We start from the raw sequence: 25,102 nt of genomic DNA on the forward strand, positions 1-25,102 counted from the left end.
TCCTTGCTGCCGGATGCTTGACGCACCCTCTTTATGACTTTTCCATCTTGCACTGCGGTGCAAAATGATCCTGGAACTGCTCGAATACGGTGGACACAATCTTGTTGCTCATCTGGCCCTTGTCATTCGGGGCCACTTCACGCATGTAGTAGGTCTGCACCGGATACTGGTTGTTGTTAAAGGCAAAGGCGCCGCGTACAGACTCGAACGGTGCACTGCGCAAGGCTTTACGCAGGGCTTCCCGGTCGGTAGCGGCCTTGGGGTCTGCCTTCAGTGCGCCATCCAGCAACAAGGCGGCGTCGTAGCCCTGGGAGGCGTACATGGAAGGCAGGCGACCGTAGGTCTTTTCAAAATCCGCCACAAAGCGTTTGTTGACCGGGTTATCCAGATCCGGCGACCACTGGGCGGCATTCGCCATGCCCTTCATGGACTCCCCAATCGCGGCAATCGTGTCCTGATCAGCCGAGAAGCCGGGGGTATACACCGCCAGTTGCGTGGACAGGCCCGAGTTGATCAACTGCTTGATAAAAGACACGCCCATGCCGCCGGGCAGGAAGAAAAACACGGCATCCGCACCCGAAGCTCGCATTTGTGCCAGCTCGGCGGCGTAATCCATCTGGCCGACCTTCACATACACTTCGTCGGCAATCTCGCCCTTGAACAAACGCTTGAAGCCTTCAATGGACTCGCGACCACCGGGGTAGTTGGGGGCAATCAAATAGACTTTCTTGTGCGCCTGATCGGTCACGTACTTGCCCATGGCAGCGGGAATATCCTCGTTCTGCCAGGACACGCTGAAGAAATTGGGGTGGCAACGCTCGCCCGCGTAATCGGCCGGGCCGGTGTTGGCGGAAATGTAGATCGTGTCACTGTTCAAAATCGTCGGCATCACGGGCAGCAGCACATTGGAGAAGGCCATGCCGGTAATCACATCGACCTTGTCGCGCTTGACCAGACGGTCCACCGCCTGGCGGCCTTCCATTGGTTTTTGCTGATCATCCAGCATCGTCAGGGCCACATCCACACCGCCGAGCTTGCCACCCGAGTGGTTCAGGCCCAGCTCGAAACCATCACGGATTTCTGCGCCAATGGCTGCACCAGGGCCAGACAAGGTGGTGAGCAGCCCCACCTTGAATACTTCCTGACTGGATGCCGAGCTACAGGCCAGGGCCAAGGCCAGCGTGCTCATACAGAACGCCACTTGTTTTTTCATGTTTGTCTCCGTCCTCTGTCTTTCAAAAAACTGGACTTTAGTTCTGCCTTGGACCACCCCCAATACGCCGGAAGCTGTGTACCACTGACGCCCGTGATTTTTGCGGCGCTTGTCCTGCAAGCCAGAAAAGACGGGCCCAAGGGACTACGTGAATACAGCAATTCCCAGTCGTATCCCAATCTGCTAAGGTGCCGGGGCAGGACTACTGTTTTAGGTTTGAAATACATTAGACCGGCGCAGAATGGGCGGCTATCCAGATATGGCAAGCCTTATCCCGAACCGGCAAAAATTTGGAGACACACATCATGCAAGCGTGGTTTATGTCAGGGCTGGCCCCCTTGCAACACAGTGCGCCGCGCTTTGAATCGCGCTGCCCGGACCAGACACGCAGCGAGACGGCCGGTTTTTTGACCGAGCACCGCTTGACCTGGAATGACGGCCCGGTCGATGCTTCCCTGCGCTATGCCAGCAGCCACAGCTTTTCCTTTGTCTTGCTGAAATATGGCGCGGCGGTGCAGGTATCACCGGGGATTCTGGAAGATTTCCTGCTGTTTCAAGTGCCTATACAGGGACGCTCCTGTATTCGGGTTGGTCGGGAGTACGTCCAGGCCAACCCTAAAATCGCCAGCGTGATCTCCCCTTCCTTGCAAGTTGAACTGGATTGGGAACAAGGCTGTGAACAGTTTTTAGTGAAGATTCCGCGCCACAGGCTGGAAGAAGTGGCCCGTCAGACCTTGGGCTTGAGCCTGGATCGGCCCATTGAATTTGCTGCTGGCATGTCTCTGGATTCGCCGCACGGCTGCGCCTGGCAGCACCAGATTGGCAGCTTGCTGGCTTATGGCGGGCATTTGCCGCCCGAAATGGACCAGTGGTCGCGTCAGGCCGAGGACAATCTTTTGCTGCATCTGTTTCATACCCAGCCGGGTAACTACAGCCAGCAATTGCAGCAAAGCGTGCGCCCGGCCAGTTCGCGCCGGGTACAAAGAGCCGAGGATTTCATGCGGGCCAGCCTGGACGAGGCCCTGACGCTGGAGCAGATTGCCACCGCGGCCTGTGCCAGTGTGCGCAGCCTGACGCTGGCATTTCGTACGGAGCGGGGGCTGAGCCCCATGCAGTTCTTGAAACAGATTCGTCTGGAAGCGGCCCAGCAAGCCATTCGTCATGCCGTGCCGGGCACCCAGGTCAGCGAGATTGCCTTGCGCTGCGGCTTCAACCATTTCGGCCGCTTCTGTGCAGACTACAAGTCCCGCTTCGGGCGTTCGCCCTCGCAGGACTTGCGTATCGTGGATTAGTCCTTCAAGGCTTTGCCAGGAACCCACACACGGCCGTCAAACAGGCGACGCGCCGTACGATAGAAAGAACCGGCCTTGGCAAACCACTGGCCGTCTTTCTTTTCCACTTCCGCGCCCACTGTCAGCACACCAGAAGGCATGCCCAGACGCAGTGGACCTTGAGGGGCAACCGAGTCAGACAGACATTGCGAAGGCAGGCTGCCCGTCAAACGAGCAGCCACAGCAGTGCACAGCGAGATCGTCAAGGGCAAGGCGCGGTGCGGCTGGCCATTGGAAATCACGCGGGCAACCAGATCAATCTCTTTGGCAGGAACCACGTCGCCAGACAAGGTCGGGTTGTCCTGAGCCGGCGACACGATGCAAACAAAGGGCACGATGCGAATCTGGCGTGCGGCTTCCACATCGGGAGCAATGCCCATGCGTACCGACGCCTGCACACGAATTGCGTCCAGACGCTCCAGCACTTCAGGGTGAGCTTCCAGCCAGTCGGGCAATTCCAGACCGGTCAGGCCTACATCAGCCGCGCGTACAAACACCGCTGCGTTGGCCGCGTCCACCAGCGACACCTCGATACGGCCTACGCCAGGCACATCCAGCCACTCGGTCAATTCACCGCTAGGCAGCAAGGAGCCAGTAGAGGCACCACCAGGTTCCACAAAGTCCAGACGGATAGGCGAGCCCGTGCCGCCTACGCCGGGAATGGACAGATCACCGTCGTACCGGGGCTGACCATCTTCAACCGTGAAGTGGGCGTGAATGATCTTGTTGGTGTTGGTATTCAGAATGCGTACGCACGCTTCGCCATCCTCAACCTTGACCATGCCCTGCTCTACTGCGTAAGGGCCGACGGCCGAGCTCATATTGCCGCAGTTGCCACGGTAATCCACCTTCTCTTCCTTGATGGCTACTTGCGCAAAGGTATAGTCCACGTCCGCGTCCGGATGGCTGGACGGGCCGATAATACAAACCTTGGACAAGGAAGAAACACCACCGCCCATGCCGTCCAGTTGGCGACCATAAGGGTCCGGCGTACCCATGGCAGCAGAAAACAGAGGCGTCCAGTCGTCGCGCTCGGCAGGCAGGTCTGCAATATTGAGCATCAAGGCTTTGCTGGTGCCACCACGCATGAACACGGCGGGAAGGGATTTTTGCTTCATCACGTTATTCCTGGTTCTTGGCTTGCGCCATTAAAGAAAATTGCGCCGTCTCCTCCATGGGTTCGGCGTGAGAGACCATCGATTCACTAAAAGCGCCGGGCTGGCCGCTGCGTTGCTGCTGCTGCCGCTCCAGCTGCTGTACTTTCTCTTCACTGGCATTGCCCAGATGGCGGGCCAGCAGGGCGGAGGCCTGAGCGCGTTCGCCCTTTTCCAGCAAATCCAGAATTGCCAGATGCTCCAGGCATTGGCGACGAATACGTTCCCGATCCAGGGTTTCCTGATATTCCAGCAAGCGCCGCAACTGGTTCTGGCGTGTCACGGTCTGGGCGATAAAGCGGTTACCGGACAAGGAGGCCAAGGCTTCATGGAAGGTGGCATTGGCCTGATACATTTCCGCGTGTCCGGCATGACGCCAGCCCCCGTCGGCCAAGGCCTGCTGCTGCAAACGCACCCGGCGCAAGACAGTGGAGTCAATGGCGAAGCCCGGCAGCAGCATGGCCGCTGGTTCCAGCATCTGACGCAAGGTATAGCTTTCTTCGCAAGCCTGAGGGCCGTCAATCATGGGCAGGAAAGACCAGCCTTTGCTGGCGCGCTGTTCCATCCAACCTTCATTGGCAGCACGAGCCAGAATGCGGCGCACACGCTCGCGCGTCAGGCCATAGCGGCGCATGGCGTCGTTCTCCGACAAGGTGTCACCCCAAATACCAGATAGCTTGTCGCGGGCCAGTTGCAGATAGATCTGGTCGTCCTGGCTGGTACCCAGTTCTTCTTCGATCACACCAAGCTGGTCGGCCCCTTTCAACAGATATAAGCCACGTCGGGGCGGCTGTGCGCCCACAATGCCTTTTTCCGCCAGATAGGCCAGTGCGCCGCGTATGGGCGAGCGCGACGCACCCAGCGCCTCGGCCAGCGATTGTTCCGTCAAATGATGCCCGGCCTGCAAATGCCCTGCCCGCACGTAGTCCAGCAGGCGATGTGCCAAGGTGACATGCAAAGAATTGGATTGGCTTTTCATGCCGACATTCCTAAAAATCGAAGCGATCCTGGATCGTTTTATTGTATTATATACAAACAAAATACAATTTAATTGTTTTATCAAGGCTCCAGACGCATAATTTTATTGATTATTCTTGCTCAGGTTGGCCCTGCTTTCCTGGCTTCTTATTACGGATGAATCGTTTGCCATGTCTCAGTCTCTTGCCCTAGAAACGCTGTCCCTGAACGGACGTTCCGTACGTTACGTTCCTATCGCCGACATCCCCGGTATTGAAAAGCTGCCGTACTCGCTGCGCGTTCTGCTGGAAAACCTCTGTCGTCAAAAGGCCGTGCGTCACGCCGACGTGGATCAGGAAATTGACTCCCTGCTCCAGCGCAAGGTGGGCGACGGCATCACCTTCTACCCTGCCCGCGTCTTTGGTCAGGACATTTTGGGTTTGGTGATGCTGCTGGACATGGCCGCCTTGCGCGAAGGCGTACAAGCAGCCGGTGGTGACGCCAGCCGCGTGCGCCCTCAAGTCCCTATCGACGTGATTATTGACCACTCCCTGCAAGTGGACAGCTGGGCCAACCCCAAGGCAGCCGACATCAACCTGGCACGTGAATACCAACGTAACGGCGAGCGCTTTGCCTTCCTGCGCTGGTGTTCCAGCAACTTTGACGGCGTGAAAGTGGTGCCACCTGGCAAAGGCATCATGCACCAATTGCACATCGAGCATATTGGTCAGGTTGTATGGACCGAAGAAGGCAAGGACGTGGATCTGGTCTACCCCGACAGCTGTGTCGGGACCGACAGCCACACGCCTATGGTTAACGGCCTGGGCATTCTGGGCTGGGGTGTCGGAGGTATTGAAGCCGAAGCCGTGATGGTAGGCCTGCCCGTCGCCATCGCCCTGCCTGCCGTGGTGGGTATCGAGCTGACTGGCAAGCTCAATGACGGCGTGCTGCCTACCGACCTGGTTCTGGTCATTACGCAAAAACTGCGCGAACTGGGCGTGGTGGGCAAGTTTGTCGAATTCTTTGGCCCCAGCGTGGACGAGCTGTCCCTGGGCGACCGTGGCATGATCGCCAATATGGCACCAGAGTACGGCGCAACCGCGGTGTTCTTCCCCATCGACGACGCTGCCCTGCACTACATGCACATGACAGGCCGTCCGCAAGAACAGATTGATCTGGTCGAGCAATACAGCAAGGTTCAAAAACTGTGGCGCGACCCGGCCGCTCCCGCTCCTGTTTACGACACCGTGTTGAAACTGGACCTGAGCAGCATCAAGCCTAGCCTGGCTGGCCCCAGCAATCCTGAAGATCACCTGGATCTGGACACCGCTGCCCAGTCCTTCCCCGCCCATCACCAGAAAATTGCTGGCCGTCCTTACGACCCGCAACGTGCCGTACCCGTGGAAGGCGAGGACTTTGTGCTGAATGATGGCGATGTGGTCATTGCCGCCATTACTTCCTGTACCAATACCGCTAACCCCGCCAATATGATGGCCGCCGGTCTGCTGGCCCGTAACGCCGTCGCTCGTGGCCTGCGCAGCAAGCCTTGGGTCAAGACCTCGCTGGTGCCCGGTAGCCAAGTAACAGCTGACGTGCTGGAGCGCGCTCAACTGCAAGACGACCTGGACGTGCTGGGCTTTAATATTGCCGGCTTTGGTTGCACCACGTGTAACGGTGGCTCGGGCCCACTGCCTGCCAATATCGTCAACGCGATTGAATCCGAAAAGCTGATTGCCACCGCCGTACTGTCGGGTAACCGTAACTTTGAAGGCCGTATCCACGCCAACGTGCGCGCTGCTTACCTGGCATCGCCCGCCCTGGTTGTAGCCTACGCCCTGGCCGGCAACCTGAATGTGGACCTGACCCGCGACCCGCTGGGCAAGGATCAGGACGGCAAAGACGTCTACCTGAGCGACATCTGGCCCAAATCGGCAGAAGTTCAGGAAGCCATCCACGGCGCGTACGACCGCGACCTGTTCATCGAACGCTATGCCGAGCTGTACGACGGTGGCGAACCCTGGGATGCCCTGGCCCGCGAAAGCAATGGTGGCCACTACCCATGGGAAGCCGACAGCACCTACATCCGCAAACCGCCTTACTTTGACGGCTTGCAGCGCGAACCGGCTCCCGTGGCCAACCTGCGCGGCATGCGTCCGCTGGCGATTCTGGGTGACTCCATCACCACCGACCACATTTCGCCATCGGGTTCGATCAGCCTGGGTACGCCTGCTGCTGACTTCCTGCTATCCAAGGGTGTGGAGCAAAAAGACTTCAACAACTACACCACGCGCCGTGCCAATCACGAAGTGGTCAAACGTGCGACCTTCGCCAACATCCGTCTGCGCAACAAGATTGTTCCCGGCGTGGAAGGCGGCGTCACCAAGGTGATGCCGGAAGGCGAAGTGATGCGTATTTTTGAAGCGGCCCAGACCTATCAGGAACGTCAGGTTCCCTTGCTGGTGATTGCTGGCAAGAACTACGGTTGCGGTTCTTCCCGCGACTCCGCCGCAAAAGGCCCTGCTCTGCTGGGCGTAAAAGCGGTGGTTGCCGAAGGTTTCGAGCGTATCCACCGCACCAACCTGGTCGGTATGGGTGTGCTGCCCTTGCAGTTCCAGGACGGCACCAATGCCGATACCCTGGGTCTGGACGGCACCGAAACCTTTGATGTGAAAGGCCTGGAAGAAAACCTGGGTGTACGTTCACAAGCCGAACTGATCATCCACCGTCTGGATGGCAGCACCCAGTCCGTGCCGGTGATTGTGCGTCTGGATACGGTCGAGGACATGGAGTACTGGCGTCATGGCGGTATCCTGCCACGCGTCTGGCGCAAATACCTGGAAAACTAAGCCTTTACAGGCTTAGCTTGTCCAGTTAGCAGTATCAAACGCCAGGGGTCACACCCTGGCGTTCTTGTTTAACCAGCCGCAACCAATGCTCGATGCGCAGCAAGGCATGATTCGCACTTTGCTGGCGGATTTCATCCCGCGTGCCATCGAAAACAATCGTTTCCGTATAGACGACCAAAGGATCAAATTTATCCTGTGGCTTGAACAGCCAGGCAAAACATTGCGTGCCGGCCGGAATCTGCGGCTCCGCAATATCGTCAGCCACCCCCGTATTGGCAATGATCAAATTGGCCGGGGTCAATTCTGCGGCTCCTTTGGCCATGGCCCGCGCCACTGCCTCACTGCACAGATTGTTTTCCGCCAACACCCGCTGATCGACGCCCAGGCAGCGATACTTGGCCTGCGGAGAATACGTCACAAAAGCACAATCCAATACAGCTGCCGCCCCCGCTTGGTCAGCCAGCGTGGACGCAATCAACCCTGCCGTGCAGGATTCTGCGGTTGCCAGCGTCAGCTGGGCCTCGCTCATGGTTTTAACCAAGCGTGCAAGATCTACATCGTTCATGGCATACCCTCCTTATTGCTGAAACAAGGACGGTTTATTCAACCATAAAGTAAAAAAGCAGGAAACCAGCTCCTGCTTTCTGCTCACCATCTGGAACATGCGCTTACGCTGCCCCGCCCAGGCCCTTGATCAATCCCCGAACAGGCTGGACATATCCGTTGCTTCCAGCCCCAAATTGCCGGCCAGCGCGTCAAAACAACGCAAAGCCGCTTCTATATCTGCGTCCGCAATCCCTTCAAACAGGGGAGCACGGGATTGGCGCAGCAATTCCAGCAGGCGTTCGTGAAAGTCCCGCCCTTTTTCAGTCAGACACAACAGGCGAGCGCGCTTGTCCTGCTCGTCGGGCACACGCTCCAGCAAACCGCCGGACTCCAACTGGTCGATCAGGCGCACCAGGGTGGGGCCTTCCAGACGCATCATGCGTGCCAACTGCCCTTGCCGTATGGGTTCTCCCAACTGGGCCAGATAGCGAATCGGCAGGATGGTGGCCTCGGACACGCCATAACGCACCAGCGTCTGATCCAGTTCACGACGATACAGGCGCGCCAGCACAATCATGGACAGGCCAAATCGTTCATAAAGTTGGTGATTCATCAGGAAGTCTCCACAGCGCGCGGCGTAGCATCAGGCGGGTAAGCATAAACCAGAACCGCTTGCGCCCCTTGCAAGGACTGCGCCACATCCATGATCGCCTGCCTCAATACCATGTCGGTACAGGATTGGCTGAGACGCAGCAATTGCTGGGCCAACTCCACGGGCTGATGCTCAAACCCTTCCAGCAACTCACAGACCAGCTCCACACAAGCTTGCTGCTCCGTTCCGCGTTTGGCCAGCCGCTTCAGCGCGACCACGCCATGGCCCAGGTTGATCAAGGACAGCAAACCATGAGGGGTCTGCTCGCCCATCCAGTGCCAGAGACGCACCCATTGACGCGCTACCCGCGCACGCCAGACCCGGAACAGGCGTGGGCGCGAACGCTTGATCAAGGGATACAGTTCGCGCACCACACGTCTGACCAAGGCTTGGCCACGAGGATGAGTACGGCGAGGCAAAAGAAAGAAAGCACTGCACACGACCGCGGAGCCCGCCAGCAAAGGCAAGGACTCCTTCAAGATGATGGGCCAAGTAACCGCCGCCATCCCGGCCTGACTGGCCAGCTGGAAACACATATTCGCGTCCAATGCCCAGGTCGACGTAGGACGGTTGGCACGTAACAAACCGCCGATCACCAAAAAAGGAAGCACGGACAGAATGACCTGCCAGTCCGCAACCAGGTGTGCCTGGACGAAGTAGCGATAAAAGCTGGCTACCAGCACGCCCACGGCAATCCCAGTAAACATGGTTCGGCTCATCAGTTGCGGACGCGGCATGGAGCCCAAAATAATAGAGAACGTACACACCCCAATCGCCATCAACTCCAGCGCAGGGCTGGCCAAAGCGTAAGCGATACCACCAGCAGTGAAAGCGGCCAGGCCACTGACCAGGCCAGTGCGGATTGCCAAGGGCCAATCCACCGAAACAGCAGGCGTCGTCAGAAAACGGTGCCGTCTGGGCTGCACCCGTTCAGCGAACAAGCCCTGCTCCGCCCTTTGTATTTGACCCATTGCACGGCGCAAGCGCGCCAGACTGATCTGCCCCTCTTGCCGCAAGGCTGTCTTGCCCAGCACCCGCAAACTCAGACCGTCCTGCAAGCGTTGTGCCTGTTCCTGCAAGTCGCGTGCATAATCCGCGGCAGGCGAGAGGCCCTGCTCCCTTTGCTGGACAATCAGCGCGCTGGCGGCCAAAAGCTCAATCACGGCGTACAGAAACGCATCCACATAAGGCAGGCGTCGATAAGCATCCAGAGAGCCTGCCGCCAGAATACGGGCTTGGGCATCCAGATCTACAATCTCCTGGCGGACACGGCTCCACGAGCTCTGATCCGGCTGCTGATAAGACGGCCCCAAAGCATGAGCAGCGATGCGCAAGGCATCCGCCGCCAGGACACGTACGCGCTCGTAATACGTTTTGCGCTGACTGCGCGGCGTTGTCCGCGAGCACAGCAAGGTGGTGACCACGACCCCGATCAGCGTGCACTCCACTCGCGACAAGGCCAAATCCAGTGACGCCTCCGGAGCCAGCACCGAGGGCAAGACCACCACGCCAATCGTGATTCCCGCCAGCATGGGCAAGTAAGAAAAAGCGCCCCGAAACACATGGGTCAAGGCCGAGGCCACCCCCACCACCAGGGCCATCCCCAGCAATTGCAGATAAGGATTGGGCAAGTGCAGGAACGCCAATCCCAAACCGGCCCCCACCAACGTTCCCAAAATCCGCCACAAAGCCCGCTCGTACACCAGCCCCCGATACGCTTGCGACAGCACCCACACCGGCATGGCAGCCCAAAACGGGTTATCAACGGAAAGCAGAACAGCGATGGTGAACGACAGCCACGCTGCCAAGGCCAAATTCAGGCCATGCACAAGCGCAGGTCGATCCAGTTGGATCCAGGAAAGAGAGGGAAACATAAAAGACAGGGGACAGAACAAAGGCTAAAGCATGATTATATAGATAGCTTACCTACCTATTCAATTAAAACTCGCTGAATATCGTGTTTATGGCAGCTCCGGCCCTGCCCGCCAGACATAAGCTTCAAGGCAGAACACCCTGTTTCATGCTGCACCGCAACAGCCTCCCTGGTTTCCATCAAGCCTTTCAAAACTAAACAATTTGCGCCCTACCCCGCCCTTTTTCAGCCACTCCATGGTTGTTTGTTAGTTTTCATAAACTATCGCCATCCAGGCATGGTCAAACCGTACGGGAGCGTTCTATGATGTTGGCAGCCTGACCGGCAGGTACCCGAAATCCTGCCCGTCACCCCGTTTTCTTGGCAGGAGTCTTTATGCAAAAGTGGCTGACACGCTACACCGCCTTCTACATCATCATTGGCCTGACCGCCTTTTTCTTGCTGCTTTCCTTGTTCAGAAGCGCAAGCTGGCTATGGCTGGCGATACCAGGGCTGGCCCTGTGCATTCAGGGCTTGGTGGACATCACTCAAACTCGTCACGCCATTCGTCGCAACTATCCGGTTATCGGTAATCTGCGCTTTATCTTTGAAGCCATACGCCCTGAGATTCGCCAGTACTTTCTGGAAGGCGATGAGCAGCAACTGCCTTTTTCGCGGGCGGACCGCTCCCTGGTGTACCAGCGCGCCAAACAGCAGGTCGACAAGCAGCCTTTTGGTACTCACCAGGAGGTCTACAACAATGGGTACGAGTGGATCAACCACTCCATGACGCCCAAGCACATCAAGGACTCACAGTTCCGTATCAAGGTGGGTGGGCCGGACTGTACCCAGCCCTATTCGCTGTCCGTGCTGAATATTTCCGCCATGAGTTTTGGGGCGCTGTCGGCCAATGCCATCCTGGCCCTGAACAAGGGCGCCAAGATGGGCAATTTTGCGCATGACACGGGCGAAGGCGGCATCAGCACCTATCACCTGCGTCATGGCGGTGATCTGATCTGGAATATTGGCTCGGGCTACTTTGGTTGCCGCGATGAACAAGGCAACTTCTCGCCCGAACGCTTTGCCGAACGTGCCACTCAGGATCACGTCAAGATGATTGAAATCAAGCTGTCGCAAGGGGCCAAACCTGGCCACGGCGGCATCTTGCCCGGCACCAAGGTCTCGCCTGAAATTGCCCTGGCACGCGGTGTACCGGAAGGCGTGGACTGTAACTCGCCACCCAGCCACAGCGCTTTCCATTCTCCCGTAGAGCTGCTGGAATTCGTGGCCAAGCTGCGTACCTTGTCCGGTGGCAAGCCCGTGGGTTTCAAACTCTGTATCGGGCACCCCTGGGAATGGTTTGCCATTGCCAAAGCCATGCTGAAAACAGGTATCACACCGGACTTTATTGTGGTCGATGGTGCTGAAGGCGGTACCGGTGCCTCCCCCGTGGAGTTCATTGACCACGTCGGCACCCCCTTGCGCGAGGCTCTGCGCCTGGTTCATAACACGCTGGTGGGTATCGGTTTGCGTGAACAAATCCGCCTGGGTGCCTCGGGCAAGATCATCAGCGCCTTTGATATGGCCCGCATCATGGCCCTGGGTGCTGACTGGTGCAATAGCGCGCGTGGTTTCATGTTTGCCGTGGGTTGCATTCAGGCCCAGGCCTGTCATACCGACAAGTGCCCCACTGGCGTGGCGACACAAGATCCGCAGCGTCAAAAAGCCCTGGTGGTTGATGACAAGTCCCTGCGCGTGGCCAGCTTCCATGGCAATACGCTCAAAGCCCTGGCTGAACTATTGGGTGCGGCGGGCCTGGAACATCCGGACCAGTTACGTCCCCACCATATTGCCCGCCGTATCAGCAACGGCGAAGTGCGCGTGATGTCGGCTCTGTTCCCGGATCTGAAAAAAGGCGAACTCTTGCGCGGCCACTATCGTCAAACGATTTTCCGTGTGGGCTGGCCTATGGCTAACCCCGACTCCTTTGAACCGGCCTATAGCCTGAGCAAAGCCTTGTCGTACTTGAATGATGAAGCTGATCCTGAAGAAATCATGAAAAAACAGGATGCAGCTGACAGCGCAGGCCAAGCTCTGGCTTAACGCTGCAAGCGGCAGTCTCCCTAGTGAGACTGCCGCCGGGTCCCTACCCCCGCATCCACTTCCCCGTAAACTTCAACGCCCGACGGTCGACTCCAGCTGCTGTCTGCAGAGCGATCCGGTGTTGAACACGCCGCCAGCCCCAGCACCATGACCAAGGCGCTCAGCACCCCATAAATCTGTCGCATATCAAGCTCCTTGATGATAGGCGTCTACTGTGCCACAGAATCTGGGCAAACTGATTTCCATCTGTACTAGAATGCTCTGATCATGATCAGGCACTGCGCATTCCCCACCTCAGGTACTCGCAGCCGGTTTTTACTGGTGCTGGCAATCTGCGCCCTGCTTTTGCGTGGTCTGATCCCCAATGGCTACATGCCCAGCGCCGACCCTGCCAATGCAGCCGCGCTCAGCCTGTGCGTTCAGGGCGACCCTTTCCTGGCGCAATGGAGCAGCCAGCTACCTGGCGGCCCGAAGCACGACGAACAACACAGCCTGCATGCGGCCTGTCTGTTCGCCCAGGCCCAGGCGCAAAAAGCCTTGAATGATGATCCCAGCCCTGCCTGGAATCTGACACCTACACCACGACATACCTGGGACACTGCCCAACAGGCGGCGGTTCCCGTTCTTCCCCTGACGGGCCCGCCCCTGAGTGCGCGCGGTCCCCCCTCCACGCTCGTTTCCTGACCAGCCTCGGCTGCCCGGCGCAGCCATCTTATGTTGTCAATTAGCGGGATATTTCTATGAACGCCTCCTTCTCACGCCGCCAGCTCCTGCTTGCCATGCTGGCGACTCCTCTGGTCCTGAGCGCCTGCGGCGACAAGGCCCCCAAGCAGCCCGCCTTTCGCAATCTGGAAGGTGTAGACATGAGCAGTGCCGACTTTGCCAAGGATTTCAGCTTGCTGGATACCGAAGGCCAACGTCGCACCATGGCCGACTATCGCGGCAAGATCGTGCTGATCTTCTTTGGTTTTACCCAATGCCCCGACGTCTGCCCGACAGCCCTGACTCGTGCCGTCGACATCAAGGAACAGTTGGGCGAGGATGGCGACAAGCTGCAAGTCTTGTTTATCTCCATTGACCCGGAGCGCGACACGCCCGAACTGCTGCGGGCCTACATGCAGGCTTTCGACCCCAGTTTCGTGGCCCTGCGCCCCACCGAGGAAGAGCTGGCCAAAACCGCCAGCGACTTCAAAGTCTTCTATCAAAAGGTTCCTACCGGCTCCAGCTACACCATGGACCACAGCGCCTTGACCTATGTGTATGACACACAAGGCAAGTTGCAGATCGCCCTGCGTCATACGCAAACGGCTGAAGAAGCCGTGGCTGATATCCGCCAGGTACTGGCTCTGAGCAAGTGAACCCCAACAGGATTACCAACATGAAACGTACTATTGCTCGCTCTCTTTTTTCCCTGGCCGCCTTGCTGAGCCTGCCCACCCTGGCCCAGGCCGAAGTCACCGTGACCGATCCCTGGGTTCGCGCCACGGTTCCCGGCCAGCAAGCCACCGGCGCCTTCATGGTGCTGCAATCCACCGACAACGCCCAATTGCTGGGCGCCAGCAGCAGCTTGAGCAAACAGGTAGAGGTACACGAAATGGCGATGGAAAACGAAGTCATGCGCATGCGCCAGGTTGAAAAAATCGACCTGCCCGCTGGCAAGGCTGTGGAACTGAAACCCGGTGGTTACCACATCATGCTGCTGGGTCTGGACAAACAGGTTGAGGCGGGCAGTTCCGTGGATCTCACCCTGGAAATCCAGAATGCCGCCGGTCAAAAGGAAGAGCTGAAAATCAGCGCTCCGGTCCGTGCCTTGAACACCAAGGCTGGCCAGGGTCACCAGGGCGCACACGGCCACTAAGGCCCTGTTCCCACCCCTTCAAACCGCCTGTTTTACCGGTTTGAAGGGCTTTGTTTCAGACTTCCGGGTTTTCCATAATTGGCTGGTTTTGATTAGCTAACGTACATTGAAACCACTGACATAGTGTCAGTAAGCTGTCTGAAACACAGCTTTCCCAAACTGTCATCATGACAGTTCACCGCCGCCAGAGCGGCCCATAGGCCCTACCGCAACGGTAGGGCCTTCGTGTTTCTGCAGCAGGCTCTTTGCATATCACTAGGCCCTTGCCCGGGTCTGGAGTAAAGTTAAGACCGTAGCGTCGGTTTAACCTTGCAAGGAGTACATAGATGGCTCTAAGTCCACATGACAACAATCGCTCTGAGTTGCTACGTCAACTGCCCTTGAAACCAGGATGGTTTATTGGTCTGGGCATCGCCCTGATTATTCTGGGTCTGATCGCCTTGATCTACGTGGTTGGCGCCACGGTTGCCAGCGTGGTGTACGTCGGCATCCTGATGACCATAGGCGGCGTGCTGCATCTGGCTCATGCATGGAGTTCCAAAGGCTGGCGCGGCTTTCTGTTCTGGAGCTTGAGCGGCATTTTGTACTTGTTCGCCGGTTTGATCGCCATCAGCAACCCCTTGGTAGGTGCCACCGTCCTGACCCTGATTTTTGGCGCCTTTCTGATTGCTTCCGGCGCATTCCGACTCTGGATCTGGTTTCAGAACCGGGCCCAGGCAGGTGGCGGCTGGATGGCCTTTTCCGGCCTGATTACACTGGCAGCCGGTTTGATCATTGCCGCAGGCTGGCCCGGCAATAGCGTATGGATTCTGGGCCTGATACTGGGTATTGATTTGCTGACCCAAGGTTGGGCCAGCTTGTTGATTGGTATGGCAATCCAGCGCAATCAGAACTAAACCATCGGCCAGGATCAAACCCCTGCGTCGGGATTGATCTCCGCTGACTTAATCACTGCAAATCACTCCGAAAAAATGCCCGACCAGAAGCAGATTCTGGTCGGGCATTTTGCTATCTTGATCTCCCGTCCTGGACTGTAGGCCTGCCACCAGGCTGCCAAGCCTGCAACTCAAGCGGCACAGAGCAAACCCTACAATCGACTATCGGACTTCCAGCGCCGGCAGAGCGGCATCCCTTCCCCGCAGCCAGGGCTGACGCGTATGGGCCAGCATCTGCGCATCACCGGGGCTATCACCATAGGCCATATCCAGCTCCACGGGTTTATCGCCCAGCCACGCCTGCAAGCGATTCACCTTCTCCTGCCCCCAGCAATTGGCGCTGGCCATGCCCACACAACCTTGTTGATCATCAAAGGCCAACTCTGTCGCCAGCACCTGAGCCATTCCCTGTGCTTGCGCCCAGGGCTGTAAATAAATGGACGGCGAGGCACTGACCAGCACCACCGTATCTCCCCGCTCTCGATGGGCACGGACTCGCTCCATCATTTCCGGGCGGACAATCTGCGGCACATAGTCCCGCACGTAAGTGGCGGCTAAAGCCTGAACCTGCTCCCGGCTCAAACCACCCAAGGCACTGCGTAGAAAACGGTGCTTGATCGCCTGACGACGCTGCGGACCGCGATCCCAGACCAGGACGCGAGGCACGCAAGCTAAATAGGCACGAATACAGACCGGCCAGCCTCGCATGCGACGTATAAAGTCCTGCAAGCTGTCCCGGTCTGTAATCGTGCCATCAAAATCAAATGCGACCAGCACAGGTACCCCTTTGGTTTTCAGAAAAAGGGCTAGTGTAAAGGGGAACACCAGCCCTTCCCAAGCCCTGCTTTATAAGGCCCAGCCACCCAGGTAGAAAACAACCAGGGCAATGGCAATCAGAACCGTGCCCACATTCAGGCGACGCAGTTCACCCGAGAACAGGCGACCCAGCACCAGCGTGCAAAAGCCCAGCATGATGCCTGTGACGATATTGACGGTCAGCACGATAAACACGGCGCACACCAGACCCGCCATGGTGTCGACCGTATCTTCGGTATTCAGATGACGCACGCCGCCCAGCATCAGCAAGCCCACATACATCAAGGCAGGCGCAGTCGCATAGGAAGGCACCAGACCGGCCAAAGGCGACAAGAAGATCAGCATCAGGAAACCCAGGCCAACCACCACCGCGGTCAGACCGGTACGTCCCCCGGCGGCTGTGCCGGCAGCTGATTCAATATAGGCGGCGGCAGGCGAAGCCCCCAAGCTGGCTGACACCAAAGAGCTGAGCGAGTCCGTCGTCAGGGCGCGACTGCCATTGATGATCTGGCCATCCTTGTCCAATTGCCCGGCATTGCCCGCGACCGCACGAATCGTGCCGGTCGCATCAAACACGGCCGTCATCACCAGAGCCAGCACACTGGGCAGGACGACCGCATTCAAGGCCCCGCCTATGTCCATGGCACCGATCAAGGAGTTCTCGCCCAGCAGGCTAGGCATGGCAAACAGGCCAGTAAAACGCACATTGGGATCGAAGATCAGGCCTACCGCCGACAGACCCAAGATCACCAGCAAGATACCGCCCGTGACACGACGGCGCTCCAGGCCAAAAATCGCTGCCAGACCCAGCACACTCAGCCAGACCGGCATGGACGTGACGTCCCCCAGGGCAACCGGCAGACCTGCGCCCGTATTACGGGTCACCAGACCTACCTCGTTGGAAGCGATCATCAACAAGAACAGGCCAATTCCGATACCCGTGCCATGCGCGATGCCCAGGGGCAAATTGCGCAGAATCCAGGTACGAATCCCGGTGGCGGAAATCAGGGTAAAGATCAGGCCCATCAGGAACACGGCACCCAGGGCGACGGCCGGGCTGAGTTGCTGGCCCAGCACCAAGTCAAAAGCCAAGAACGCAGTCAAGGACAAGGCACAGCCCACCGCAATGGGCAGATTCGCCCACAGCCCCATCAGCAGGGAGCCAAAAGCGCTGGTCAGACACACGGCCACAAAGACCGACGAGGTATCAAAGCCCGCCTTGCCCAGCATGGACGGTACGACAAATACGGAATAAACCATTGCCAGGAATGTCGTCAGCCCTGCCAAGACCTCCTGACGCAGAGAACTGCCGCGCTCTGTATAAGCAAAATGTTTCTGCAACCAACCGCCAGCAACCGGAGGGACCAGGGCCTCCTGCCCTGGCCGCAATGCGGATTCTTGCTCAGCCATACTTCATGCTCCTTTATCAGTATTGTGATGTCTGAAACGGTACGTTGCCGTCATCAGGAATCAGTAATGGACAGTTCCAGCCCCAAAGGGGGCAAGAGACTTCTCACACGCTGAATCAAAGAAAACGCCGAGCAAAGACGAGTCCTGCCCTGCCCGCAACAAGGTGCAGACATAGGCAGAAAGAAGTAGGTATGCGGGGGTGTCTCCGACCGAACCGAGGCCTTTACGGCGCTTCTTTTGATCCCGATAATGGGAAGTGAGGGCCATTCTACGAGCCGTCAAGGACGGGAAAATCACCTCTAGGTAATGAGGGTTATCAATCGCTTCGGTGGCGAGATACAGGCATATAGGCTTGGCCGATGAACTGCTGGCGCAACTGCTGCCATTGACGTTGCATATCCTGGGCCTGCTGCTGGTCGGGTCGCAAACGCTCTGGTTCCAAGTGCATCAGAGCCAATCCATATTTGGCCGCCGACAGCTCCTGCGCGACGCTGGCTGACTGCTGCACCGCCTGGGCGGGACGTTCCTGCCATAAGCTGCCCAGGCCGCTCAAACTGTCAGAAGCCTTGGCCAAACGCTGACGTACCGAACCTGCAATACTGACAGGCCAGATCTGGGTAAACATCACGTACATCACCGCATTGCCCAGCAAAATACCGATCACCCGATCACGGGCTGAATCCAGATCAAAGCTGGGACCAAAGCCCTGCAAGGTCACCAGATAAAAGGCAAAGGCAATTTGAATGCCGGCATACGAGATACGTTCCGGGCCATAAAATACCCAGGCCCCTAACAGGGACACCAGAAATACCACGACCATCAAGCCGCCAATATCCAGCAGATGCGGCATCACAAACAAGATGGTGATAAAGCCCAGTGCCGCCCCCAGCAAACAGCCCACAATCCGCAAGGTCAGCTTGTGTACGGTTTCCCCGGTAGAGCCCAAAGCGGCCACGTAGCAGGTAATCATGGCGGTATGAATGCCCTGCCAGTCTGCCGCGCTATAGATCAGATAACAAAGCACCGCTGCTGCCGTCGCCTTCAAGGCATGGTGCTGATAAACAGGATTACTAAAGGCGTCGGGCACCATGAAGGAGCCATGTTCCGGATCCGCTTTGCCAATAGACACTGCCCCCGACAAGGCCAGCAAGGCATCGCGCAAATCTTGTTCGGCCAAAGAACTGGAGGCTGACAGCTCGGGCAGATCATTCATCTGCGGCAAACGCCCTTGTTCAATATCCTGTGCGCTGCGTTCACAAATCTGGGCAAATGCTGTGGCCTGCTCATTGTCCAGATGCTGATCGCGCAAGACGGCAACCGCCAGCAAGGCTCGGTAGGTATTCAAGATGGTCTGATCCAGTTCTGCCTGCTCTTGTGCGGGCCGCAAATGAAACAGCCGTATCCAGCCCAGTCGCTTCTGTTGTGCACTGACTCCCAAAGCCAGTTCGTCCCACAAATCCTGCGTATCTGCCTGCCCCATCAAGCCCTGGGCCGACAAACGCAAACGCGCTGCCAGCTCACGGCGCAACACCTTGTGCGGGTACAAACCAAAACAGAGATTGAAGATCAGCACCAGGCCCATGGGGGCGCAGGTCATCAACCAGGCATAAAGCACGGCACGGGTAGCAATCTCGCCAAAGGGCACATAGCCCAACAAGGTCAGCACAAAGGCGATGACCAAGGCAATAATCCCGCCCAAAGGCCCCAGCTTGCTGGCTACCCCGAGAAACAACAGCACAAAGGAGGTCAGCACCATGGCCAGCAAACGCCAGGCCGGATACTGAATCGTGACCTGAATCAGTGGCACCATCAGCAGCACCACAATGGACACCAGCACCACCAGAGCCAGCGCCAGTACCGAGCTCTCGCCGGCATCGGACTTCATCACAAAGAAGATCACAAAGCAGCTGACGGCAGACTCGGGAATACCGTAGTTCATGGCCAGCAGCACCATCAAGGCGCACAGCACCGCCACGCGCCAGCTTTGCGCCAGACGACCGGGGGTGGGCTGCAAGTCTTGCCAGACCAGCCGCGCCAGACCCGACACGCCGGTCTTAGCAGTTGCCATCGCGATGAATAATGGTGGTGGCCGAGGCACCCATGCGCATCAAGTCCTCGGGCGGGGCATCCAGACGGATACGCACCGGAAAGCGTTGCGCTACCCGTACCCAATTCATGGATTTCTGAATATAGGGCAGGCTGCGCGGCAGATTGATCTGCTCCTGACTACTGACGCCCCAACCAATTTCCTCTACCTTGCCCGAGAGCTTGCGCGACGGATCGGACATCACATACACCGTGGCGCAGGCCCCTGGCTTGATCTCCTTCAGATCCGTTTCACGGTACATGCCCGTGACATACCAGGAATCCGTATCCAGCAAGGTAAAGACAGAAGTGCCGGGCATCAGATGTTCCCCCGAGCCGATACGCAAACCCACGATACGACCGTTGTGCGGTGCCTTGACCTGAGTATGTTCCAGGTCACGCTGGGCCATCGCCAAACCTGCCTGTCGCGCTTGCACCATGGCTTCTTCTGCCTGCGTATTGCCGACCAGAGCCTGAGCAGCCCCGGATTGCTCTGTTGCCTGTTTCAAGGTGACTTGAGCATCACGCAGCAAGGTATTGGCTTCATCCAATTGCTGTTGGGAGACATAGCCCTTGGCCGCCAGATTCGCCAAGCGACGCTGGCTTTGCGTGGCCATCGTCAAATTGGTTTTAGCGCGGGTAATCTGATCATCGGCAATGACGGCGTTATGCCCTTCTGCGCGCACAGCCCGTTGTTTCATGTCCAGCGTAGCCTGAGCCAGCGCCAGTTCAGCCTGGGCCTGTTCCAGACGCAGCTGATAAAACACCGGGTCTACGGTAAAGAGCAGTTCATCGCGGCTGACGAACTGACCGTCACGCACCATCATGCGCTCAATATGCCCAGGCAAGGAGCTGGAGATGTGCACCACATCGGCACCGATCACCGCGTCTTCGGACAAAGGGTTGTTGGCAGAGCGCTGCAAATACCACCATGCCAAGACAATGGCGGCGACAACAATCAGCACGCTCAGCAGGCGGGCAGCGCCTTTACGGGGGGAGGATTTCTGTGCCTGGGTCATGGCTCAGTCACTCGAAGAATAGAAGAAGTGCGGCAAAGGTCAGTGCCAGCGTCAAGCAGGCATAGACAGGCAAACGCATGGGCAGGGCATCATCCACTCCCGCACGAATCAGCCCCCAACGAATCAGTAAGGTCAGCAGCACGGCTCCCAGCACACACACCAGCCAGGCCGGGAAATACGAACCCGCCATATAGACCGAAGGTGCAAGAGAACATCCCCCCAACAAGGGCAAGACAGCCAGACCGGCTAGTAGCGCACGCATGCGTGGCATCTCCCTGATTATTGTTAAACCGATCTGCGCATGGCGCCCTGATCGCTGCGATGAATTGTACCCGAGCCTGTCAAATACATCCCTTATATCCCTACCTGATTAAGCAACTGTGTATCTATGATTTTCACGAGTATAGTGACAAGCATCTTTCTGATAGGGTCTCAATAACCTCGGTTATTTACACAGAGTTGCCATGGATGACGTAAACCTGACTTTAAGCATGCTGGCCGCCGTTCTAATCAGTAACAGCGTGGTCAAGATAATACCTGTTGCCATCCCTGCCCCTCTCGTACAGATTTTGCTCGGCTTTCTAATTGCCGGCTGGTTCAATCATGGGATGACCCTGAATCCGGATCTGTTCTTTTATCTGTTTCTGCCGCCCTTATTATTTCTGGATGGCTGGCGCATTTCCAAGGAAAGTTTAATTCGGGACCGAATTGGCATTCTGGTTCTGGCTTTTATTCTGGTCTTTTTAACGGTATTCGGATTAGGCCACGTGCTGCACTGGCTCATTCCTGCCATGCCTTTGCCAGTGGCCTTCGCCTTGGCCGCCATTGTCTCGCCAACTGACCCAGTTGCCGTCTCGGCTATTACCCGCCGCGTGCCTCTGCCGCCACGACTGCAGGCCTTGCTGGAGGGTGAATCCCTGTTCAATGATGCCAGCGGTCTGGTTGCGTTTCGACTTGCTGTAGCCCTGGCCCTGGGCGGCTCTTTTTCCATCTCGTCTGCCAGCCAGAACTTCCTGTGGTTAACGCTGGCCGGCCTGGTCGTGGGCGTAGTGACCACGCGTGCCCTGCTTTTTCTGCGTAATCTCTTTGTGCGCCGCTGGGGCGAAGAGCCAGGGCCAGAAGTTCTGTTCAGCCTGCTTCTGCCTTTTGCGTCCTACTTCCTGGCCGAACAAATGGAGGCCTCTGGCATTCTGGCCGCTGTCGCGGCAGGCGTGACCATGAGCTACGCCGAGCTCTCGGGCAATGCACTGGCGGCCACCCGTATGCAGCGCAAGACCGTCTGGGACACCTTGCAACTTAGTTTGAATGGCATGATGTTCGTCCTGCTGGGCGAGCAACTACCCGCTATCTTTCGCGGAGCGGTACAGGTTGTCCAGGAGACCGGCCACCACAATCCAGCCTGGCTGCTGGTTTACGCGGTCGCCATGTGTACCACCCTGATTTTGCTGCGTTTTCTATGCGTTTACGCTTACCTGTGGCTACGACGCGGCCTGTCCCTGCTGGGCTTGCATCATGATGCTGAGACCGCCCAAGCCAACCCGCGTCTGGTGCTGGTGCTGTCCATTGCCGGGGTACGGGGTGCCGTCACCCTGGCCGGTGTCATGACCTTGCCGCTCACTCTTGCCGATGGCAGTCCTTTTCCCGCCCGAGATCTGGCCATTTTCCTGGCCTCCGTCGTCATTATCGTGTCACTGCTGACGGCCAGCCTGGCCCTGCCACCCATCATGAAACGAGTAAGCTTCCCTGCCCTGCGTCGACGTCAGGAGCAGGAAGAACGGGCCGAGCAAGCCGTACGTCACGCCAGCGCCCAGTCGGTGGCGCAGACATTGAATGACTTGATTACTCACAATCCCCAGTCCTCAGGGGCGCGTTACACGGCCATGGCCGACCGCGTCCTGAGCACTATTGCTCACAGCCCTCAAGGCGACGGACTGGAGCCGGATCTGGCAGAACAAGCACTGGAAAAAGACATGCAAATCCGAGCCATCCACGCCGCGCGTGAGGCCGTTTACACTTTAGCTCGCACACACCAGATATCCGATGAAATCGCTCGCGAACGGGTCCGCCTGCTGGATCTGATCGAACTGCGTATGTCTTGAGTCCGCCTTCCTTTCATTTATCGTTGATTTTTTAGGACGCCATGCAGACTTACTCCTACCTGGGCCAGTCCCCTGCCCTGCGCCAACAACGCCAAGCCTATCGTCATGGCTTGCCAGCCTGTGTTTGCGCCCACCCCTCCATTCCCTTCATTCACAAGCGCTTGAGTGCATCAGCCAGTTTCGCCCCCAGCGCGGCCCCTGCAGGCCCGGCCTTCCAATCCAATAATGCCCTGGATCAGAAACCCATCGCCCTGGCTCCCAAACTGATCCTGAGCAATCTGCGCCTGTTTGATGGTGAAACAACAGAGCTGAAAAAAGGGCTGGCCGTCCAGATTGACCAGGGCCGCATCACTGCCGTCATGCCGGTTGCCGAGATTCCGGCCGACGCCACCGTCATGGACTGCCAGAACAAAGTCTTGATGCCTGGCCTGATCGACGCCCACTGGCATAGCCTCTTGTGCGCTGTCGACCAGATGACCGCCATGATGGCCGACCCGGCTGACCTGCATTTGATTGCCAGCAAAGAGGCCGAGCGCACCTTGCTGCGCGGCTTTACCACCGTGCGCGATGCCGGTGGCCCCAGCTTCTCCTTGAAACGCGGTATTGATATGGGCTTGCTGCATGGCCCGCGCATCTATCCTAGCGGCGCCATGATTGCGCAAACCGGCGGCCATGCAGACTTTCGTATGCGCTACGAAGTGCCACGCGCAGAAGGCGAGCTAAGCCACACCGAACGAGCAGGTGTAACCTGCATTGCCGATGGTGCCGACCAAGTCCTGCGTCGTGTTCGGGAGCAACTGATGCTGGGCGCCAGCCAGATCAAGCTGATGGCCGGGGGTGGTGTCACCTCCTTGTACGACCCACTGGAAGGACTGCAATTTAGTGATGCCGAACTGCGTGCCGCGGTGGGCGCCGCCAGCGACTGGGGCACCTACGTGATGGTGCACGTGTACTGCGCTCGTGGTATTCAGCGTGCGATCAAGGCAGGCGTGAAATCCATCGAACACGGCCAACTTGCCGACGACGAAACCGCCCGCATGATGGCTGGCGAAGGCGTGTGGTGGAGCCTGCAACCCTTTTTGGCCGATGAAGACGCCAACGTCCAGCACGACCCACGCAGCAAGGCCAAGCAACAACAAGTTGCCGTAGGAACCGTACGTGCCTACGAGCTGGCCGATAAATATCAGATCCAGACCGCCTGGGGCACGGACATTCTGTTCACCCCCGCCCATCTACCACACCATGGCCGCATGTTGTCCAAGCTGACCCGTTTTTACAGCCCGCTCAAGGTGCTGAAAATGGCGACCGGAGATAATGGCCGGCTGCTGCAACTGTCGGGCCTGCGCCAACCGTACGAAGGCGAGCTGGGCGTAATCCGAGCCGGTGCCCTGGCCGATCTGCTGTTGATTGATGGCGAACCCGAACAAAGCCTGAGCTTTCTGGAGCAGCCCGAACAGAACCTGCTCTTGATCATCAAGGACGGCAAGATTTACAAGAACGCCCTGCCCGGCTGAAACCTCATCAAGGAGTTCCCATGCCCAACGAAGTGATGCAGTTATTCAAATTGCTTGGTCTGGGGCTGGCATTTTTGCTGCCCCTGGCCAATCCCTTGACCTCAATGGTGATGTACCTGTCATTGGGCGAAACCTTGAGCGCAGCAGAAAAGAAGCAGCAACTGCGTCAGGCGACGCTGTATGTCATTCTGGCCTTGCTGATTACCTACTACGCCGGTTTGTGGATTACTTCGGCACTGGGCATTTCCATGGTGGACATGCGTATCGGGGGCGGGCTGATTGTGGCGTATATCGGCTTTCGCATGCTGTTTCCTCCCACTGTCAGCGACGTGGTTTCCAAGGCAGCCGATCAGAACACCGCCGCCCACAACAATATCGCCTTCGTTCCACTGACCCTGCCCTCTACAGTCGGTCCCGGCACTATGGCTCTGGTCATCAGTGCCTCCTCCAAAATGGCTGGCATGCGCGGGCACTATGCGGAATGGGTGCTGGTGGCCACTCCCATCATTCTGGCCATCCTGATTGGTTTGATCTTTTTCATTTGCCTGCGCTCCTCGCTCAGCATCGTGCGTGTGATCGGGCATAACGGCGTCGATGCCATTTCACGCATCATGGGGTTCTTGCTGGTCTGCATGGCCGTACAACTCGTCCTTGAAGGCGGACAGCAGTATGCTGCTACGCTGCTGACTCATCCTGCTGCCTCCTGAATTTA

22 protein-coding genes are annotated in these 25,102 nt (G+C 57.8%); 10 read left to right on the forward strand and 12 right to left on the reverse strand.

Annotation, left to right across the window (positions count from 1 at the left end):
* Nucleotides 1-31: 31 nt before the first annotated feature.
* Nucleotides 32-1,213, reverse strand: coding sequence for an ABC transporter substrate-binding protein (locus MID00_RS00330; protein ID WP_254499507.1), 1,182 nt, complete (start codon nt 1,211-1,213; stop codon nt 32-34).
* Nucleotides 1,214-1,518: 305 nt separating this feature from the next.
* Between MID00_RS00330 and MID00_RS00335 the strand changes: the two genes are divergently transcribed.
* A complete protein-coding gene (locus tag MID00_RS00335; RefSeq protein WP_009460948.1) occupies nt 1,519-2,505 on the forward strand; it encodes an AraC family transcriptional regulator in 987 nt (328 codons plus the stop codon).
* Here MID00_RS00335 and MID00_RS00340 read toward each other — a convergent pair.
* Both MID00_RS00340 and MID00_RS00345 read right to left on the reverse strand, forming a co-directional pair.
* Nucleotides 2,502-3,662 carry a 2-methylaconitate cis-trans isomerase PrpF family protein gene (locus MID00_RS00340; protein WP_009460950.1) on the reverse strand — a complete coding sequence of 387 codons (1,161 nt, stop codon included), beginning with the start codon at nt 3,660-3,662 and terminating at the stop codon, nt 2,502-2,504. The genes MID00_RS00335 and MID00_RS00340 overlap by 4 nt on opposite strands.
* Before the next feature lie 4 nt (nt 3,663-3,666).
* Nucleotides 3,667-4,677, reverse strand: a complete 1,011-nt coding sequence (locus MID00_RS00345) for a GntR family transcriptional regulator (protein ID WP_009460951.1) — start codon at nt 4,675-4,677, stop codon at nt 3,667-3,669.
* Nucleotides 4,678-4,846: 169 nt separating this feature from the next.
* On the opposite strand from MID00_RS00345, the gene acnA reads away from it, so the two are divergent.
* Nucleotides 4,847-7,501 (forward strand): aconitate hydratase AcnA, encoded by a 2,655-nt coding sequence (acnA, locus tag MID00_RS00350; RefSeq protein ID WP_115635035.1) that lies wholly within the window; start codon nt 4,847-4,849, stop codon nt 7,499-7,501.
* 34 nt (nt 7,502-7,535) lie between these two features.
* On the opposite strand, the gene MID00_RS00355 is transcribed toward acnA, so the two are convergent.
* From MID00_RS00355 to MID00_RS00365, 3 genes are all read right to left on the reverse strand, one after another.
* The gene (locus MID00_RS00355) at nt 7,536-8,066 is read right to left on the reverse strand and encodes a CinA family protein (RefSeq protein WP_250756994.1); all 531 of its coding nucleotides are present in this window, start codon (nt 8,064-8,066) and stop codon (nt 7,536-7,538) included.
* A 129-nt stretch (nt 8,067-8,195) separates the two neighbouring features.
* Complete coding sequence (locus MID00_RS00360) at nt 8,196-8,660, reverse strand: MarR family winged helix-turn-helix transcriptional regulator (RefSeq protein ID WP_250756993.1); 465 nt, start codon at nt 8,658-8,660, stop codon at nt 8,196-8,198.
* Complete coding sequence (locus MID00_RS00365) at nt 8,660-10,573, reverse strand: FUSC family protein (RefSeq protein ID WP_254499508.1); 1,914 nt, start codon at nt 10,571-10,573, stop codon at nt 8,660-8,662. The genes MID00_RS00360 and MID00_RS00365 overlap by 1 nt, the downstream gene beginning before the upstream one ends.
* Nucleotides 10,574-10,947: 374 nt before the next feature.
* On the opposite strand from MID00_RS00365, the gene MID00_RS00370 reads away from it, so the two are divergent.
* Complete coding sequence (locus tag MID00_RS00370; protein WP_009460959.1) at nt 10,948-12,654, forward strand: FMN-binding glutamate synthase family protein; 1,707 nt, start codon at nt 10,948-10,950, stop codon at nt 12,652-12,654.
* Between the two features lie 20 nt (nt 12,655-12,674).
* Here the strand turns inward: MID00_RS00370 and MID00_RS00375 are convergent, their stop codons facing one another.
* Nucleotides 12,675-12,839 carry a hypothetical protein gene (locus MID00_RS00375; RefSeq protein ID WP_155624338.1) on the reverse strand — a complete coding sequence of 55 codons (165 nt, stop codon included), beginning with the start codon at nt 12,837-12,839 and terminating at the stop codon, nt 12,675-12,677.
* Between the two features lie 82 nt (nt 12,840-12,921).
* Here MID00_RS00375 and MID00_RS00380 point away from each other — a divergent pair, with 82 nt between their 5' ends.
* The 4 genes from MID00_RS00380 (at nt 12,922) to MID00_RS00395 (ending at nt 15,408) form a co-directional block, all read left to right on the forward strand.
* Nucleotides 12,922-13,338 (forward strand): hypothetical protein, encoded by a 417-nt coding sequence (locus tag MID00_RS00380; RefSeq protein ID WP_021446777.1) that lies wholly within the window; start codon nt 12,922-12,924, stop codon nt 13,336-13,338.
* A gap of 56 nt (nt 13,339-13,394) precedes the next feature.
* The gene (locus MID00_RS00385; RefSeq protein WP_009460963.1) at nt 13,395-14,012 is read left to right on the forward strand and encodes an SCO family protein; all 618 of its coding nucleotides are present in this window, start codon (nt 13,395-13,397) and stop codon (nt 14,010-14,012) included.
* 20 nt (nt 14,013-14,032) lie between these two features.
* Nucleotides 14,033-14,512: a copper chaperone PCu(A)C gene (locus tag MID00_RS00390; RefSeq protein ID WP_021446778.1), complete on the forward strand. Its 480-nt coding sequence runs from the start codon at nt 14,033-14,035 to the stop codon at nt 14,510-14,512.
* A gap of 326 nt (nt 14,513-14,838) precedes the next feature.
* On the forward strand, nt 14,839-15,408 hold the full coding sequence (locus tag MID00_RS00395; RefSeq protein ID WP_254499509.1) for an HdeD family acid-resistance protein: 570 nt from the start codon (nt 14,839-14,841) through the stop codon (nt 15,406-15,408).
* 201 nt (nt 15,409-15,609) lie between these two features.
* Here MID00_RS00395 and MID00_RS00400 read toward each other — a convergent pair whose 3' ends face one another.
* The 5 genes from MID00_RS00400 to MID00_RS00420 form a co-directional block, all read right to left on the reverse strand.
* Nucleotides 15,610-16,224: an HAD-IB family hydrolase gene (locus MID00_RS00400; RefSeq protein WP_254499510.1), complete on the reverse strand. Its 615-nt coding sequence runs from the start codon at nt 16,222-16,224 to the stop codon at nt 15,610-15,612.
* 69 nt (nt 16,225-16,293) lie between these two features.
* Nucleotides 16,294-17,673 (reverse strand): NCS2 family permease, encoded by a 1,380-nt coding sequence (locus MID00_RS00405; protein WP_035268349.1) that lies wholly within the window; start codon nt 17,671-17,673, stop codon nt 16,294-16,296.
* A 316-nt stretch (nt 17,674-17,989) separates the two neighbouring features.
* On the reverse strand, nt 17,990-19,741 hold the full coding sequence (locus tag MID00_RS00410) for an FUSC family protein (RefSeq protein WP_021446780.1): 1,752 nt from the start codon (nt 19,739-19,741) through the stop codon (nt 17,990-17,992).
* The gene (gene mdtN, locus MID00_RS00415; RefSeq protein WP_021446781.1) at nt 19,728-20,777 is read right to left on the reverse strand and encodes a multidrug transporter subunit MdtN; all 1,050 of its coding nucleotides are present in this window, start codon (nt 20,775-20,777) and stop codon (nt 19,728-19,730) included. Before mdtN ends, MID00_RS00410 begins: the two co-directional genes overlap by 14 nt.
* A gap of 7 nt (nt 20,778-20,784) precedes the next feature.
* Nucleotides 20,785-21,039 carry a YtcA family lipoprotein gene (locus tag MID00_RS00420; RefSeq protein WP_170978589.1) on the reverse strand — a complete coding sequence of 85 codons (255 nt, stop codon included), beginning with the start codon at nt 21,037-21,039 and terminating at the stop codon, nt 20,785-20,787.
* Between the two features lie 202 nt (nt 21,040-21,241).
* On the opposite strand from MID00_RS00420, the gene MID00_RS00425 reads away from it, so the two are divergent.
* Genes MID00_RS00425 through MID00_RS00435 form a run of 3 tightly spaced genes read left to right on the forward strand, consistent with a single transcriptional unit; the run spans nt 21,242 to nt 25,097 of the window.
* Complete coding sequence (locus MID00_RS00425; RefSeq protein WP_250756990.1) at nt 21,242-22,876, forward strand: Na+/H+ antiporter; 1,635 nt, start codon at nt 21,242-21,244, stop codon at nt 22,874-22,876.
* Between the two features lie 41 nt (nt 22,877-22,917).
* Complete coding sequence (locus MID00_RS00430) at nt 22,918-24,390, forward strand: amidohydrolase family protein (protein WP_254499511.1); 1,473 nt, start codon at nt 22,918-22,920, stop codon at nt 24,388-24,390.
* Between the two features lie 20 nt (nt 24,391-24,410).
* A complete protein-coding gene (locus tag MID00_RS00435) occupies nt 24,411-25,097 on the forward strand; it encodes a MarC family NAAT transporter (RefSeq protein ID WP_203144911.1) in 687 nt (228 codons plus the stop codon).
* The last annotated feature ends 5 nt before the right edge of the window (nt 25,098-25,102 follow it).

Source organism: Alcaligenes sp. NLF5-7 (genome assembly GCF_024266725.1).
Classification (GTDB): domain Bacteria; phylum Pseudomonadota; class Gammaproteobacteria; order Burkholderiales; family Burkholderiaceae_B; genus Alcaligenes; species Alcaligenes phenolicus.

Excerpts from the sequence above, each read along its gene's own strand:
- MID00_RS00330 (WP_254499507.1), bottom strand. The coding sequence starts at position 1,213 with ATGAAAAAACAAGTGGCGTTCTGTATGAGCACGCTGGCCTTGGCCCTG.
- MID00_RS00335 (WP_009460948.1), top strand. The coding sequence starts at position 1,519 with ATGCAAGCGTGGTTTATGTCAGGGCTGGCCCCCTTGCAACACAGTGCG.
- MID00_RS00340 (WP_009460950.1), bottom strand. The coding sequence starts at position 3,662 with ATGAAGCAAAAATCCCTTCCCGCCGTGTTCATGCGTGGTGGCACCAGC.
- MID00_RS00345 (WP_009460951.1), bottom strand. The coding sequence starts at position 4,677 with ATGAAAAGCCAATCCAATTCTTTGCATGTCACCTTGGCACATCGCCTG.
- acnA (WP_115635035.1), top strand. The coding sequence starts at position 4,847 with ATGTCTCAGTCTCTTGCCCTAGAAACGCTGTCCCTGAACGGACGTTCC.
- MID00_RS00355 (WP_250756994.1), bottom strand. The coding sequence starts at position 8,066 with ATGAACGATGTAGATCTTGCACGCTTGGTTAAAACCATGAGCGAGGCC.
- MID00_RS00360 (WP_250756993.1), bottom strand. The coding sequence starts at position 8,660 with ATGAATCACCAACTTTATGAACGATTTGGCCTGTCCATGATTGTGCTG.
- MID00_RS00365 (WP_254499508.1), bottom strand. The coding sequence starts at position 10,573 with ATGTTTCCCTCTCTTTCCTGGATCCAACTGGATCGACCTGCGCTTGTG.
- MID00_RS00370 (WP_009460959.1), top strand. The coding sequence starts at position 10,948 with ATGCAAAAGTGGCTGACACGCTACACCGCCTTCTACATCATCATTGGC.
- MID00_RS00375 (WP_155624338.1), bottom strand. The coding sequence starts at position 12,839 with ATGCGACAGATTTATGGGGTGCTGAGCGCCTTGGTCATGGTGCTGGGG.
- MID00_RS00380 (WP_021446777.1), top strand. The coding sequence starts at position 12,922 with ATGATCAGGCACTGCGCATTCCCCACCTCAGGTACTCGCAGCCGGTTT.
- MID00_RS00385 (WP_009460963.1), top strand. The coding sequence starts at position 13,395 with ATGAACGCCTCCTTCTCACGCCGCCAGCTCCTGCTTGCCATGCTGGCG.
- MID00_RS00390 (WP_021446778.1), top strand. The coding sequence starts at position 14,033 with ATGAAACGTACTATTGCTCGCTCTCTTTTTTCCCTGGCCGCCTTGCTG.
- MID00_RS00395 (WP_254499509.1), top strand. The coding sequence starts at position 14,839 with ATGGCTCTAAGTCCACATGACAACAATCGCTCTGAGTTGCTACGTCAA.
- MID00_RS00405 (WP_035268349.1), bottom strand. The coding sequence starts at position 17,673 with ATGGCTGAGCAAGAATCCGCATTGCGGCCAGGGCAGGAGGCCCTGGTC.
- MID00_RS00410 (WP_021446780.1), bottom strand. The coding sequence starts at position 19,741 with ATGGCAACTGCTAAGACCGGCGTGTCGGGTCTGGCGCGGCTGGTCTGG.
- mdtN (WP_021446781.1), bottom strand. The coding sequence starts at position 20,777 with ATGACCCAGGCACAGAAATCCTCCCCCCGTAAAGGCGCTGCCCGCCTG.
- MID00_RS00420 (WP_170978589.1), bottom strand. The coding sequence starts at position 21,039 with ATGCGTGCGCTACTAGCCGGTCTGGCTGTCTTGCCCTTGTTGGGGGGA.
- MID00_RS00425 (WP_250756990.1), top strand. The coding sequence starts at position 21,242 with ATGGATGACGTAAACCTGACTTTAAGCATGCTGGCCGCCGTTCTAATC.
- MID00_RS00430 (WP_254499511.1), top strand. The coding sequence starts at position 22,918 with ATGCAGACTTACTCCTACCTGGGCCAGTCCCCTGCCCTGCGCCAACAA.
- MID00_RS00435 (WP_203144911.1), top strand. The coding sequence starts at position 24,411 with ATGCCCAACGAAGTGATGCAGTTATTCAAATTGCTTGGTCTGGGGCTG.